The sequence below is a fragment of the Bacillus sp. BML-BC051 genome (assembly GCF_019656175.1).
Classification (GTDB): Bacteria; Bacillota; Bacilli; order Bacillales; family Bacillaceae_G; genus Bacillus_A; species Bacillus_A mobilis.
In genome coordinates, this window is sequence record NZ_BPLI01000026.1 from 155,489 (window position 1) to 169,375 (window position 13,887).

A 13,887-nucleotide genomic window follows, 5' to 3' on the forward strand; every position below is an offset into this window, starting at 1 on the left:
TTCTAGTCATAGGTTAACCGGACGACATCATAGGATCCTAACAAAAAGTTTACAATAATTCAATTATAAAATGGAGGATTTCAGATGAAAAAGAAAGTACTTGCTTTAGCAGCAGCTATTACATTAGTAGCCCCTTTACAAAGCGTTGCATTTGCTCATGAAAATGATGGGGGAAGTAAAATAAAAATAGTTCACCGTTGGTCTGCTGAAGATAAACATAAAGAAGGTGTAAACTCTCATTTATGGATTGTAAACCGTGCGATTGATATTATGTCTCGCAATACAACACTTGTAAAACAAGATCGAGTTGCACAAGTAAACGAATGGCGTACGGAATTAGAAAATGGTATTTATGCTGCTGACTATGAAAATCCTTATTATGATAATAGCACATTTGCTTCACATTTCTATGATCCAGACAATGGAAAAACATATATTCCATTTGCAAAGCAAGCAAAAGAAACTGGAGCTAAATATTTTAAATTAGCTGGTGAATCATATAAAAATAAAGATATGAAACAAGCATTCTTCTATTTAGGATTATCTCTTCATTATTTAGGAGATGTAAACCAACCGATGCATGCGGCAAACTTTACAAATCTTTCGTACCCACAAGGATTCCATTCTAAATATGAAAACTTTGTAGATACGATAAAAGATAATTATAAAGTAACGGATGGAAATGGGTATTGGAACTGGAAAGGTACAAATCCAGAAGAGTGGATTCATGGCGCGGCAGTAGCAGCGAAACAAGATTACGCTGGCATTGTAAATGATAATACGAAAGATTGGTTCGTAAAAGCAGCTGTATCACAAGAATATGCAGATAAATGGCGCGCTGAAGTCACACCAATGACAGGTAAGCGATTAATGGATGCACAACGTGTTACTGCCGGATACATTCAGCTTTGGTTTGATACGTACGGAGATCGTTAAGTATTAAAAAAAGGTCAAATCTCACAATAGAGTATTTGGCCTTTTTATAACTAATACATGGAGGTATGAAGCGTGAAAGGAAAATTGCTAAAAGGTGTACTTAGCTTTGGGATTGGTTTAGGAGTTTTATACGGAGGATCTTCAGCTCAAGCAGAAACGTCTACAAATCAAAATAATACTTTGAAAGTGATGACACATAATGTGTACATGCTATCAACAAATTTATATCCGAACTGGGGACAAAGTGAGCGTGCTGATTTAATTGGGGCGGCAGATTATATAAAGAATCAAGACGTTGTTATATTAAATGAAGTGTTTGATAATAGCGCATCAGATCGTTTGTTAGGGAATTTGAAGAAAGAATATCCAAATCAAACAGCGGTATTAGGTCGTAGTAACGGAAATGAATGGGATAAAACGTTAGGTAGCTATTCATCTTCAACTCCTGAAGATGGGGGCGTTGCAATCGTGAGTAAATGGCCAATCGTTGAAAAGATTCAATATGTATTTGCAAAAGGATGCGGGCCAGATAATTTATCAAATAAAGGATTTGTATACACAAAAATTAAGAAGAATGATCGTTTCGTTCATGTAATCGGGACGCATTTGCAGGCTGAAGATAGTATGTGCGGAAAAACTTCACCTGCATCTGTACGTACAAATCAGTTAAAAGAAATTCAAGACTTTATTAAAAATAAGAATATACCAAATGACGAGTACGTCCTATTTGGTGGTGATATGAACGTGAATAAAATAAATGCAGAGAACAATAGTGACTCAGAGTACGCATCCATGTTCAAAACATTGCACGCTTCTATTCCATCTTATACGGGACATACAGCAACTTGGGATGCGACGACGAACAGTATAGCAAAATATAATTTCCCTGATAGCCCTGCCGAGTATTTAGATTATATTATCGCAAGTAAGGACCATGCGAATCCGTCATTTATAGAGAATAAAGTATTACAACCGAAATCTCCACAGTGGACTGTTACATCATGGCTTAAAAAATATACATATAATGATTACTCTGACCATTATCCAGTAGAGGCAACTATTTCTATGAAATAGTCCTAAAAAAGTTTCTTCTTAATAGGAAGAAACTTTTTTATTTTGTAGAGGAAATTTCAACTTTCTTTCCAATATGTATAAGACATATTGAAAAGAGGAGAGAAAAATGTGGATCGAGGAATTTTTAAAGAGGTTCCATTACCGTGTGCATTTTTGGATGAAGTGGCTTTAGATAGAAATATTCAATCGATTATAGAATTAAGTGGGAATAAGAAGATTCGTATAGCGAGTAAATCGTTACGTTCTGTTCCGGTTATGCAAAAGATTTTATCTGCAAACGATTGTTTTCAAGGTATTATGTGTTTTTCACCTAGGGAAGTTTTGTTTTTAATTGAACAAGGATTCAATGATTTATTGCTCGGATATCCTGCTTATGATGATAGGGCGTTACATGAAATAAGTTTGCTAACAAAGCAAGGGCTCATTATAACTTGTATGGTGGATTGTGAAGATCATATTGTTTATTTAGAAAAAATTGCTGAGAAGTCTAAAGGATGTTTTCGTGTTTGCTTAGATATTGATATGAGTAGTCGTTTTTTTAAGCTTCATTTTGGGGTCAAAAGATCACCGGTAAAAGATGTGCAGGGTGCTTTGAAAATAGTAAAAAGATTGAAGGAATCATCATTTTTAATACTAGACGGTGTCATGGGATATGAAGCACAAATTGCTGGGGTAGGAGATCACATACCGAATCAACGAGTGAAAAGTAAAGTGATTTCGTACTTAAAGAAGAAATCGGTGTTAGAGGTTAAAGGAAGAAGAGGACATATCGTAAAAGAAATCCAAAAACTAGGTATTGAACTAAGGTTTGTAAATGGGGGAGGCACAGGAAGCATAAAAACAACTGAGAAAGATAATGCAGTTTCGGAGATTACAATAGGCTCTGCTTTTTATGCTCCGAAGCTATTTGATTATTATAAAGAGGTGCAATTTCATCCAGCTGTCGGATTTGCTTTACCAGTTGTGCGTAAACCAGCCCCGTTTATTTACACTTGTCTAGGTGGTGGATATATTGCCTCAGGCGCAATCGGGAAAGATAAAGAACCTGAGATTTGGAGGCCAAATGATGCCAAACTATTAGCTTTAGAAGGCGCTGGTGAAGTACAAACACCAATTTTTTATAACGGTGAGGAACGAGTAGAGATAGGAGATGCTATCTTGTTTCGTCATAGTAAAGCTGGAGAGTTATGTGAGCGGTTTCCGTTTTTATATCGTGTGAAAGAAGGAGAGATTGTTGGGGAGTATTCAACATATCGGGGGGATGGCCAATGCTTTCTATAAAGGGACAAAAATGGAGAAATTGGACAGGGAATGTAGAAGGAACACCGCATTATACGATGTATCCAGAAAGTATACAAGATGTAGTAGAAGTTGTAGAGCTTGCACGAAAAGAAGGGAAGAAAATTCGCGTTGTCGGTTCAGGACACTCGTTTACCCCTCTTGTGCAGACGGAAGAAATTTTAATTTCTTTAGATGAATTGAAAGGTATTGTGAATATTGATGAAGAGAAGATGGTTGCCGAAGTATGGGCAGGAACAAAGCTACATGACTTAGGGAAGTTACTTGCAGAAAAAGGTTATGCGCAAGAAAATTTAGGGGATATTGATTCACAATCAATTGCAGGAGCGATTAGTACAGGGACTCATGGAACGGGTATTACCTTTGGAAGTTTATCAACACAAGTGATAGAGATTACTGCAGTTTTATCTACAGGTGAGAGTATAGTTTGTTCGGAAACTGAGAATGTGGAATATTGGAGAGGCTTTCAGTTATCGCTTGGAATGTTAGGTATCATTGTAAAAATAAAATTGAAGGTTATTCCAGCCTATTCACTTGTTTATAAAAGTGAAAAACAGTCATTATCTACTGTAATGAACAAGCTAGAAGAATATAAAAAAAATCGCCATTTTGAATTTTTCGTTTTTCCTTATTCAGATGAAGTACAAGTGAAATTTACAAATGAAACGACGGGTAAAAAAAGTGATTTGAAATGGCATAAACTCAAGGTAGAGTTGCTTGAAAATAAGATGTTCTCTTTGTTATCTAAAGGATGTAAATGGTTTCCTTCTATAAGTAAAGGAGTAAGTCGATTATCAGCTAAAGCTGTACCGAATACAAAAATAATTGGTCCGAGTTATGAAGTATTTGCTACATCTCGTGCAGTTCCATTTTATGAAATGGAGTATAGTGTTCCGTCAAAGTATATGCAGGTCGTTGTAGAAGAAATATCAAATCTTATTGAAAAGAAAAAGTATAAAGTACACTTTCCGATTGAATGTCGTTATGTGAAAAGTGATGATATATGGCTCAGTCCAGCATACGGAAGGGATTCAGCGTACATTGCTGTTCATATGTATAAAGGTATGAAGTATGCTGCTTATTTTGGTGAGGTGGAGAAAATTTTTCTAAAGTATGAAGGGCGCCCGCATTGGGGGAAAATGCATACGTTAACGTACGAAAAATTACAAAATATATATCCGGAAATGCATTCGTTTCTAAAGGTGAGAAAGTTACTAGATGAAGCAGAAGTGTTTTCAAATCCTTACACAGAAAAATTATTTACGATTATGAAAAAAAGCTGACAAAGTATTACTTGTCAGCTTTTTTTAGTATGATCGCATTTCTTGTGTGACTAATGTGCTCGTAAAATAGTAACTTATCACGACTAAATACATGTAATAAAACATGAATAATAAATAGACCGTTAATTACGAGTTGGAATAATAATATAACTACTAATACCAAAGGCTCTTTAAGATTTAAGATAGAGCTACTCGAAAGAATATAATTGATTCCACCTAAAATGAAATAGAATATACCGTAGCGGATGAATAATTCTTTTAGTGTAATACGCTCTGCCTGGCCTTTAATGTAAATCCGAAGCAATGCTTTTCCTATTGTTCTTCCATTTGTAAAGTATGGAATGATAATAAAGTAAATGAAGACTGAACATGTAATGAAAAGGAGTTCGTATACATTTGTATAAGATTGGATGTTAGCGATAAATAGTGAATTCCCTTTGTTTTTAATGAACGGTACAACGATAGATAAGAAAATCCAATCAATTTGCATAGCAATGAGACGACGAATAAATCCGACTGGTTTTGTTTCTAAATCAATATGAATATCTAATTCGCTTGTTTTCGGAAGGAAGTACGTAAATATTGGTGCAATGATAAAACCAATTACGCCGCCTAGTGTGTTTAAAAACAAATCGTCAATATCAAATAAGCGATAGGCACAATTATAAATACCATATAATCCAGTTACTTGTGTTAACTCAAAGAACAGCGAAAGGCAAAAAGAAATGCACGCTGTTTGTAAGAAACTACGTCGGAAATAATAGCGTAAGTACATACCAAATGGAACAGTTAATAAAACGTTAAAAGCGACTTGTAAAAACGCAGATTCCTTTAATAAATAGAAGTACGTAGCTGGCTTCGTTAAAATTGCCGAGGTATGATTACTAATCTCTTGTATGAAATAAAATGGCGAGAGTTGCATATGTTGTGTATTAGCCGGTTGTAGGCTACATGTATCATATGTTTGTGGCAAAGGTAAAATAACAAGAAAATAAGCATTTAATACATAGAGTAATAGTGAATATAAAATAAATGAACGCCATTTATTCAAATAACCATATTTGCGATAATTAAATATTAAAAAAGGGATTAATAGAAACATCGCTAAAATAGGAAATAAAATAAATGCTGTTTTTATTGGAAATAAATATGCAGTCAAAATGAAGCTCCTTTCAATGAAAATTCGTTTATCATTATAACGTTAAAAGAACCTTAAAACAAAATTAAAATATTTCGAAATAGAAAAAATTACAAATTTCAATGGAATTAAGTTATACTAAATTTAATATAAGAATATTATGATTATCATTAGTTGAGAGAGGGTACAAGATATGCGATATGAGCTTTTTTCTGTAAGTGGGGATCATATTACAACTTTTGAAAGTGCATGGCATTTTCAGGAGGGAGAACAGATTTTTGTTCATGATGATCAAACAAAACGAAATTTTATTATTATCCGCCTAACGCATGATGTATTTCAACAAAATAAACATGTTATTCGTTTGTATTGTCAAGAAAAGAAAGTATACGCATAAAAGAGCCCCCCCTTACTGCACAAAAAAGTAAGAGGGGCTTTATCATTATAAAGGTATAAAAAAGCGATGCCTCCTAGTTTAATAGAATGATTCGCTTTTCGCTTTGTAAGTTTCACTTTATAAGAAAATAAGAGTAAGTACACCTACGATAATACAATAGAAAGAGAAATATTTTAAATTTCCTTTTGCCATAATGTTCATAAACCATTTTAACGAAATATATGTCATGATAAATGTTGCGATAAAAGCAACGACATATGGTACGAATAGTGTGTCTAGATTTGGATCTTTTGCAATGTCTGTAATACTTAGTAATAAGCCACCTAAGCTAACAGGGATATATAGTAGGAATGAGAAACGAAGTGCTGTTTCTTGCTTCATACCAAGTAACATCGCCGCTACAATTGTTGCACCTGAGCGGCTTATTCCAGGAATTAGTGCGCAAGCTTGTGCTAATCCGACGATGATTGCATCTTTCATAGAAAGATCGCCATCATTTTTACGTCCACGCAAATTTCTAATAATCCAGAGACCGACAGCGGTAATAAGAAGGGAAATCCCAACCATCTTCACACCTTTTAAGTACTGGTCGATGTAATCCTTAAATAAAACACCAATAACACCTGCTGGAATCGTCGCAACAACAAGATAAATAATAAAGAAGAAATCTGATTTTGCGTCCTCTGCTCTTGTAAAGATATAAGATAGACCATTCTTCGTTAGACGAATTAAGTCCTTTCTATAAATAAGTAACACAGCTAATAATGAAGCTGAATTAACAAGTAGTTCGAAGCTAAACCCTTCTATTTTTAGTCCTAGCAAGTGCTGTGCTAAAACGAGATGCCCGCTTGAAGAAATCGGAATGGGTTCTGTTAGTCCTTGGAACAGACCAAGAATTAAATATTTTAAAATGTAGTGAAATTGTTCCATAATAACCTCCTTGTTTAATAGTCTAAAGAAATAACTTGTCCATTATAACAAAGATACAGATGAATATTGAGAAGAAATAAATATTCGAAATATAATAAAAATCCCTTATAAAAGTATAAGGGATTTTTATTATTAATGAGAAACTACTGTTTCTTCAAGACTTTTCGTTAATTGAACATCGACTTTCTCAGCATCATGAATGTGATTCATAATAGTAGTATTTAACTTTTGGAACATTTGTTGTGTATTAGCAAATTCTCGTAATATATCATCATTACAAGATTTTTGGTTTTCGATAGCTTTAATAACATTGGTAGCACCGTTTTGTAACGTTTGAATCATAATTAAAATATTTTCGATTCTAGCGTTTGTATCGGCACTCATTTCTACACCTTCATCGACTAAATGTAAATTATCTTTTGTATTATCGTATGCTTTTTCAATTTCTTCTTGAATTTTTTTCGTTAAGTTGCCGATGTTTTTTGTACTTTCCGCTGTACTTTCTGCTAGTTTTCTTACTTCATTAGCAACGACAGCGAATCCTTTACCGTGCTCTCCAGCACGCGCGGCTTCAATACTTGCATTTAAAGCAAGTAAATTTGTTTGTGCTGCAATGTTTTGAATGACTTCTACAATTTGTTCGATTTCTTTTGAGCGTTCACTTAAATGATTCATACTGTTAGACGTACGCTGAGATTGTTCACCTAATTTGTTAATTACAATAAGTAAACGGTGAACAGATTCTTTACCTTCATTAGAACAGTCAATAATTTCTTCAATAGATTGAATTAAGCTTTGTTCTTTTTGTAACATTTCGTTATTCAATTCATTGGAATGTGTCGTGCGCGTTGAAACATTTTCGAAACATGAGTTTAATCGTTGAACTAAATTTTGAAGTGTATGGTGCTGGCTATTTACAAGTTTATGTTCTTGAACAACGCTTTGTACACGGTCGTGGATAGAAGAAATAGTCTCTTGTTGTTCGATATCCTTTTGTTTTAATTCTGCTTCTAGTTCTTGTATACGACTTTCTAATTGATCAATTTTATGTTGGAGTGATTTCTTTTGAGTAAACATATATTTATTTCAACCGCCTTTAGAAGTTATATTTTCTCTATATTTGGATTTTAGCATCTTTTATAATTTTTAAATATAGGAATTGTTAAATATTTAAGAATCTATTACATTTTATGCATAATTCCCTTTTTTTCGTCATGAAAAATAAACTGTATTTAATGATATTGTAAACAAACTGTAAAATAAATCATGTATAACTGTATAAGAAGGGAGTCGGATTATGAACTATTTTAAGCGAATCAGTAGTCTAGTATTAGCAGGAATTATAGGTCTTTCTAGTACAGTCGCTGTTAAAGCAGAGTCAAACGACGAGAAACTTAACAACATGCAACAGCAATTGCAGCAAAACGATGCAGAAATGCAAAAGAAAGAGCAAGAGAAGCAAGCTGTTAATAAAGAAATTCAAGGTATCGAAAACGAACTACATAATTTAAATAATACAATTGCAAAAAATAAAGAGGATCAAGCTGCTATTCAACGTAAAATTGATGAAACACATAAGCAGATTGAACAAAAAAAGAAAGAGATTGTCGTTTTAGAAGATAAAGTTCTTGCGCGCAAGGACATTATGAGAAAACGTATGGTTTCTGTTCAAAACAGTTCAAATACAAGTTTAGTAGTAGAAGTTGTTGTAGAGTCAAAAAACTTTGCTGATTTCCTACAACGTATGAACGCAGTTTCTACTATTCTAGAAGCTGATAAAGAGATTTTACGTCTACAAGAACAAGACCTTCGTCAAATTGAGGAAGATAAGAAAACAATTGACGAGAAAGAAGCATCTTTAGTAGTAGACAAACAAAAATTAGCAAAAGCACAAGCTGAACTGCAAGATAACTTGAAAAAGCGTCAAGCTAACTTACAAACAGTTCAAGCTAAATATAATCAGGTTGCAAGCCAACTTAATTTAGCTGCAGAAGAAAAAGCTAAAATCGAATCAAACATGAAGGCAGTGCAAGAAACGATTGCTCGTGAGCAAGAAGCAGCAAGAATTGCAGCGGAAGAGCGTGCAAAAGCAGAAGCGGCTGCAAAAGCAGAGCAAGAAGCTTTAGTAAAAGCACAAGCAGAAATTGCTGAAAAGAAAAAGCAAGAACAAGCTAGTAAACCAGCCGAACCAGTTGCTAATAATAATTCGAAGGTAGAACCTGAACAGCCTTCGAAGCCAACTGCTGGTGGAAGAGAGATCTATGTAGAAGCTACAGCTTATACAGCGGATCCAGCTGAAAATGGTTATGCGCCAGGTCAACAAGTATTTTCTGCATGGGGACCAGGTGGTAAAGGTTATAATTTAACTGCAAACCCAGGAATGAAATTAATTGCGGTTGATCCAGCTGTTATTCCATTAGGCTCTACTGTAAAGGTTGACGGGTATGGAGTTGCTATTGCAGCAGACACTGGCGGAGCTATTAAAGGTCACAGAATTGATGTTTTAATGCCAGATAAAGGTTCATCAAGTAGCTGGGGCAGAAGAACAGTTAAAGTTACAATTTTAAACTAACATGTAATCCAACTTTACAATATGTAAAGTTGGATTTTTTTATGAAACTAATGTTAAGTAGAGTTTACATTTTGTTAAGGTTAGCATACAATATAAATGAGAGGTGGTAAATTTGACCATTTTAAATAGAGTGAAGGAATTAAGAGCTCGGTTTAATTTTTCGCAAAGTGTATTAGCAGAAAAGGTTGGAGTGACGAGACAAACGATTGCTGCAATTGAAAAAGGGGATTATGTTCCTTCATTATTATTAGCGCTTATGATTTGCGATGTATTTCAGTTAAAGATGGAAGATGTGTTTGTTTTAAATAAGGAGGGGGAAGAGGATGAATAGGATTGGTTTTTCTTATATTATAAATGTGCTTTATACTGCTTTAGCATGCTGGACATTTGTTGAATTTTATAGTGTTATTACAGAGTTGGCAGATATAATTAAAAACGAGAGATTCCCATTTGAAGTATGGTTTAATGGAGTGCCATTCATTTTATTATTTATTGGAGCTATTATAGTTACAATTTTTTATAGAATTCAAAAGAAAAAGTACAAGAATTTATCTTTTTGGATGTATCCATTATTATTTCCACTAGAAGATGAACGTGAAAAAGCCATTACGGATAAAGCTTGTCGAACAACATTTGTATCGTTATGGTTTGTGTTACCTTGTGCAGTTGGATTTTTAACTTTTTCGCCTATTATTAATGAATATCTTCCTGGATACCCATTGTATATTCTATTTTCTATTTTCTTTATTCAAATGACAGTATTCCACGTATCACTATACAGAAATAAATTAGCTTAAAAAGAAACCTTCTTGCATCGGCAAGAAGGTTTCTTTTCAGCTTACACTTGTACATATAGCAATATTATCTTATCATTTTATATAGAGTAAGATTTTGTAAGGGAAAGGAATTGTATATGAATAAGCAAAGAATTTATAGTATAGTAGCAATCCTTCTATTTGTTGTAGGTGGTGTGTTAATCGGAAAGCCATTTTATGATGGATATCAGGCTGAAAAGAAACAGACTGAAAATGTACAGGCTGTTCAAAAAATGGATTATGAAAAACATGAGACGGAATTTGTAGATGCTTCGAAAATTGATCAACCAGACTTGGCAGAAGTAGCGAATGCATCATTAGATAAGAAACAAGTAATTGGTCGTATTTCGATCCCGAGTGTTTCATTAGAACTTCCTGTTTTAAAATCTTCTACTGAGAAAAACCTATTATCAGGTGCAGCAACAGTAAAAGAAAATCAAGTAATGGGAAAAGGGAATTATGCATTAGCAGGACATAACATGTCTAAAAAAGGTGTTTTATTTAGTGATGTAGCCTCTTTAAAAAAAGGCGACAAAATTTATTTGTATGATAATGAAAACGAATATGAATATGCGGTTACTGCTGTATCTGAAGTAACGCCTGATAAGTGGGAAGTTGTTGAGGATCATGGGAAAGATGAAATAACGCTTATTACATGTGTATCTGTGAAGGATAATTCTAAGCGTTACGTTGTTGCTGGTGATTTATTAGGAACGAAGGCGAAAAAGTAAAAAAGAAGGTCAACTCTTTAAAGAGTTGACCTTCTTTTTTACTAATGTTGAGAAATAATAGAATATTTTAGTTGGTATTTAAGTATTTTTCTATTTATGTATAATAAAGTTAGAATTCAAGATTTTGGGAGGAACAAGAGTGAAACAACAGCTGAAGAAACTTCTTTTAACAACAAGTGTAGCGTTATTGATAGCTCCAATTTCAGCCTATGCGCATCCAGGACGTACAGATGCTAATGGGGGACATACGTGTCGTACAAATTGTGAAAAATGGGGATTGCAGTACGGGGAATATCATTATCACAATAAACCAGCTTCTAGTAGTGGTGCAACGAGTCCAGCTCCTAGTCAAAACAATAATGGTGCTGTAGAAGCTGAAAGACAAGCGGAAGCGCAGCGCAATGCTGAGGCTGAAAAACAACGTGCCGCAGAGGCGCAGCGTCAAGCTGAAGAAGAGAGACAACGTGTAGCGGAGGAACAAAGAAAAGCAGAGGAAGAGAGACAACGTGTAGCTGAAGAGGCACGTAAGCGAGAGGAAGCACAGCGTCAAGCTGATATGGAAAAAGGGCAGCTTGAGGGACAAAAAAGTGGAGAGACTGATTTTAAAGCAGGGAAAAATGATGCGGAATCACATTTAGCTGGAAAATCAGATACATATAAAGAAGCATTCAAAATTGCTTATGCTGCATCTTGGTCTTTAGAAGAGCAGAAGAAAACGTATTTTGAAAAAGGAAAAGAGCAAGGTTTAGCACAAGAGACGATGGAAGATAGTCAAATTGCTCCGGAGTTTAAGCCGAACTTTGCAGAAGGTTTCCAAGTAGGGAATAAAGAAAGAACAGAAAAAATTGAAAAAGAGCAAGCTGAACTAGGGGAAAAGGCAGGTAAGGAACTAGCTGGAAAGGACCCTGGAAATAGAGAGAAAGATGTGTACGTGAAGGCGTATGAAACAGCTTATGAAAAGGGTTATAAGTCTACAAAAAAAGCAGTAGAAAAGGCTGGCTACAAGTATGCATTTGAAAACTATGATTGGAAAGTTCCTGCTAAGTATGAAAAAAATGAATCGTTAAAGAAATGGTTTATTGAAGGATTTAAATCAAATAAAAAAGCAGGAGAAATTAGAGAAGAAGGATATAAAAAAGGAGATAGTTGGCTTGCATTCTTCTATAAGAATTTTGTGCCGAGTGAATATAAAGAACATAAAGAGCTGTACGTACAAGCGATAGAAAAAGGTAAGAGTGCATAAAAAAAGATGAGGGAAATCCCTCATCTTTTTTAATCCATCCATTTCACTAATTTCTTAGAAATTAGTAATAAAACACAACCTAATACAATTGCTACAGCTCCGATTACGGTAAATACTTCAGCATATCCAAGTGAAGTTGTGAAGCTTGCCAGTTGTCCACCTAAAATGTTGGCGATTCCTGAGCTTGCTAACCATACTCCCATTAATAAGGAAGCAAGTTTTACTGGGGCAAGTGCACTAACCATTGATAGTCCAACAGGCGATAAGAATAGCTCACCTAACGTATGAAAAAGATACGTAAAGACGATAAATAGTAAGTTTGCTTTTTCTGTAATGTTATGTTCATCGCTACCTGTTTTTAATGTAGCGATAACGAGAATGATATAACCGATACCGAGCAAGATCATACCAAGTCCCATTTTTGTTGGGATTTTTAAATCCCCGCGCTTGCGAGTTGCAAGTTTTGCCCATAATGCTGAAATGACTGGAGCAAGTAAAATAATAAATAATGGATTGACCGATTGGAACCAAGATGTTGGAACTTCCCATCCGAACACAGAGCGGTCTACAAATTTGTTTGTATATAATGTTAATGAGCTACCAGCTTGTTCAAAGCCAGCCCAGAAGAAGACAACGAAGCATGTTAAAATGACGATAACTGCAGTACGCTGCTTTTCTTTTTTTGTTAACGGTGTATCTCCTACTGATGGTTGTCCATCTGTTGTTTGTAAATCGCGAGTTGGTTTTTTACCGATATCACCAAGGAAGCGATTTGATAGTGTTGTAAATAAAATTTGTCCAATGATCATTCCGATCGAAGCGGCTAAGAATCCGTAACGGAATCCGTAATGTACAACGCCATCAACCGTCGTTTTGAATAAATTTTCTGATAAAAATCCGCAAACGAGTGGAGCTAAAAATGATCCGACGTTAATACCCATATAGAAAATGGTAAATGCACTATCACGTTTTGGATCGTTCTCTTCGTATAATTCTCCAACAAGTGTAGAGATATTCGGTTTGAAGAATCCGTTACCGATAATAATAAGCGCTAATCCGAGGTATAGGCCTAATTGGTTTTGCATGGCAAATAGTGTAAGGTTACCGATTGCCATTGTTATACCACCAATTGTGATGGCTTTTCGTCTACCTAGGAACCGGTCTGTTAAGTATCCACCAATCATTGGTGTGAAATAACAGGCTCCAGTATAAAATCCGTAAATGGAGAGTGCCCATGCGGGACTAAACCCAAGACCACCGCTTACTAAAGCTGTCGTTAAATATAATGTTAATAATCCTCGTAATCCATAGTAACTAAATCTTTCCCACATTTCTGTAAAGAAGAGTAAGTATAAACCTGGAGGATGTTTCTTTTTTCTTTGTTGTTCTCTTTCTAGTTGTATCGCTGATTCCATGTTATTTTCCTCCTGACACAAACAAAAACAAAGTTAATAATTTTGTACATTTAA

Annotated in this window: 13 protein-coding genes and 1 pseudogene; 10 read left to right on the top strand and 4 right to left on the bottom strand. The window is 34.7% G+C overall.

Translation table 11 applies throughout. The features are described from left to right. Window positions 1-84 precede the first annotated feature (84 nt). From cerA to K5S59_RS13280, 4 genes are all read left to right on the top strand, one after another. On the top strand, window positions 85-936 hold the full coding sequence (gene cerA, locus K5S59_RS13265) for a phospholipase CerA (protein ID WP_000731011.1): 852 nt from the start codon (window positions 85-87) through the stop codon (window positions 934-936). A gap of 72 nt (window positions 937-1,008) precedes the next feature. Next, window positions 1,009-2,010: a sphingomyelinase C gene (gene sph, locus K5S59_RS13270; RefSeq protein ID WP_000676775.1), complete on the top strand. Its 1,002-nt coding sequence runs from the start codon at window positions 1,009-1,011 to the stop codon at window positions 2,008-2,010. A 108-nt stretch (window positions 2,011-2,118) separates the two neighbouring features. After that, the gene (locus tag K5S59_RS13275; RefSeq protein WP_000373768.1) at window positions 2,119-3,291 is read left to right on the top strand and encodes an amino acid deaminase/aldolase; all 1,173 of its coding nucleotides are present in this window, start codon (window positions 2,119-2,121) and stop codon (window positions 3,289-3,291) included. After that, window positions 3,279-4,592 carry a D-arabinono-1,4-lactone oxidase gene (locus tag K5S59_RS13280; protein WP_000948933.1) on the top strand — a complete coding sequence of 438 codons (1,314 nt, stop codon included), beginning with the start codon at window positions 3,279-3,281 and terminating at the stop codon, window positions 4,590-4,592. The genes K5S59_RS13275 and K5S59_RS13280 overlap by 13 nt, the downstream gene beginning before the upstream one ends. A 7-nt stretch (window positions 4,593-4,599) precedes the next feature. Here the strand turns inward: K5S59_RS13280 and K5S59_RS13285 are convergent, their stop codons facing one another. Continuing rightward, a complete protein-coding gene (locus tag K5S59_RS13285; RefSeq protein WP_000128010.1) occupies window positions 4,600-5,751 on the bottom strand; it encodes a VanZ family protein in 1,152 nt (383 codons plus the stop codon). A gap of 172 nt (window positions 5,752-5,923) precedes the next feature. Here K5S59_RS13285 and K5S59_RS13290 point away from each other — a divergent pair, with 172 nt between their 5' ends. Next, window positions 5,924-6,127: a hypothetical protein gene (locus tag K5S59_RS13290; RefSeq protein ID WP_001268328.1), complete on the top strand. Its 204-nt coding sequence runs from the start codon at window positions 5,924-5,926 to the stop codon at window positions 6,125-6,127. Window positions 6,128-6,244: 117 nt separating this feature from the next. Here the strand turns inward: K5S59_RS13290 and K5S59_RS13295 are convergent, their stop codons facing one another. Further along, a complete protein-coding gene (locus K5S59_RS13295; RefSeq protein WP_000434542.1) occupies window positions 6,245-7,057 on the bottom strand; it encodes an undecaprenyl-diphosphate phosphatase in 813 nt (270 codons plus the stop codon). A gap of 132 nt (window positions 7,058-7,189) precedes the next feature. Then, window positions 7,190-7,708: pseudogene (locus K5S59_RS30700) on the bottom strand (methyl-accepting chemotaxis protein); the annotation flags it as partial. Window positions 7,709-8,354: 646 nt separating this feature from the next. On the opposite strand from K5S59_RS30700, the gene K5S59_RS13305 reads away from it, so the two are divergent. The 5 genes from K5S59_RS13305 (at window position 8,355) to K5S59_RS13325 (ending at window position 12,418) form a co-directional block, all read left to right on the top strand. Then, window positions 8,355-9,629 (top strand): 3D domain-containing protein, encoded by a 1,275-nt coding sequence (locus tag K5S59_RS13305; protein WP_001105806.1) that lies wholly within the window; start codon window positions 8,355-8,357, stop codon window positions 9,627-9,629. Between the two features lie 112 nt (window positions 9,630-9,741). Continuing rightward, window positions 9,742-9,960, top strand: coding sequence for a helix-turn-helix transcriptional regulator (locus K5S59_RS13310; protein ID WP_000154007.1), 219 nt, complete (start codon window positions 9,742-9,744; stop codon window positions 9,958-9,960). Continuing rightward, complete coding sequence (locus K5S59_RS13315; RefSeq protein ID WP_001079697.1) at window positions 9,953-10,426, top strand: DUF2178 domain-containing protein; 474 nt, start codon at window positions 9,953-9,955, stop codon at window positions 10,424-10,426. Before K5S59_RS13310 ends, K5S59_RS13315 begins: the two co-directional genes overlap by 8 nt. Before the next feature lie 116 nt (window positions 10,427-10,542). Next, window positions 10,543-11,175, top strand: a complete 633-nt coding sequence (locus K5S59_RS13320; protein WP_098258538.1) for a class A sortase — start codon at window positions 10,543-10,545, stop codon at window positions 11,173-11,175. Between the two features lie 139 nt (window positions 11,176-11,314). Continuing rightward, the gene (locus K5S59_RS13325) at window positions 11,315-12,418 is read left to right on the top strand and encodes a YHYH domain-containing protein (RefSeq protein ID WP_120449482.1); all 1,104 of its coding nucleotides are present in this window, start codon (window positions 11,315-11,317) and stop codon (window positions 12,416-12,418) included. Between the two features lie 29 nt (window positions 12,419-12,447). Here K5S59_RS13325 and K5S59_RS13330 read toward each other — a convergent pair whose 3' ends face one another. After that, window positions 12,448-13,833, bottom strand: coding sequence for a peptide MFS transporter (locus tag K5S59_RS13330; protein WP_000443150.1), 1,386 nt, complete (start codon window positions 13,831-13,833; stop codon window positions 12,448-12,450). Between the last annotated feature and the right edge of the window lie 54 nt (window positions 13,834-13,887).

Excerpts from the sequence above, each read along its gene's own strand:
- cerA (WP_000731011.1), top strand. The coding sequence starts at position 85 with ATGAAAAAGAAAGTACTTGCTTTAGCAGCAGCTATTACATTAGTAGCC.
- K5S59_RS13290 (WP_001268328.1), top strand. The coding sequence starts at position 5,924 with ATGCGATATGAGCTTTTTTCTGTAAGTGGGGATCATATTACAACTTTT.
- K5S59_RS13280 (WP_000948933.1), top strand. The coding sequence starts at position 3,279 with ATGCTTTCTATAAAGGGACAAAAATGGAGAAATTGGACAGGGAATGTA.
- K5S59_RS13320 (WP_098258538.1), top strand. The coding sequence starts at position 10,543 with ATGAATAAGCAAAGAATTTATAGTATAGTAGCAATCCTTCTATTTGTT.
- K5S59_RS13305 (WP_001105806.1), top strand. The coding sequence starts at position 8,355 with ATGAACTATTTTAAGCGAATCAGTAGTCTAGTATTAGCAGGAATTATA.
- K5S59_RS13330 (WP_000443150.1), bottom strand. The coding sequence starts at position 13,833 with ATGGAATCAGCGATACAACTAGAAAGAGAACAACAAAGAAAAAAGAAA.
- K5S59_RS13295 (WP_000434542.1), bottom strand. The coding sequence starts at position 7,057 with ATGGAACAATTTCACTACATTTTAAAATATTTAATTCTTGGTCTGTTC.
- K5S59_RS13315 (WP_001079697.1), top strand. The coding sequence starts at position 9,953 with ATGAATAGGATTGGTTTTTCTTATATTATAAATGTGCTTTATACTGCT.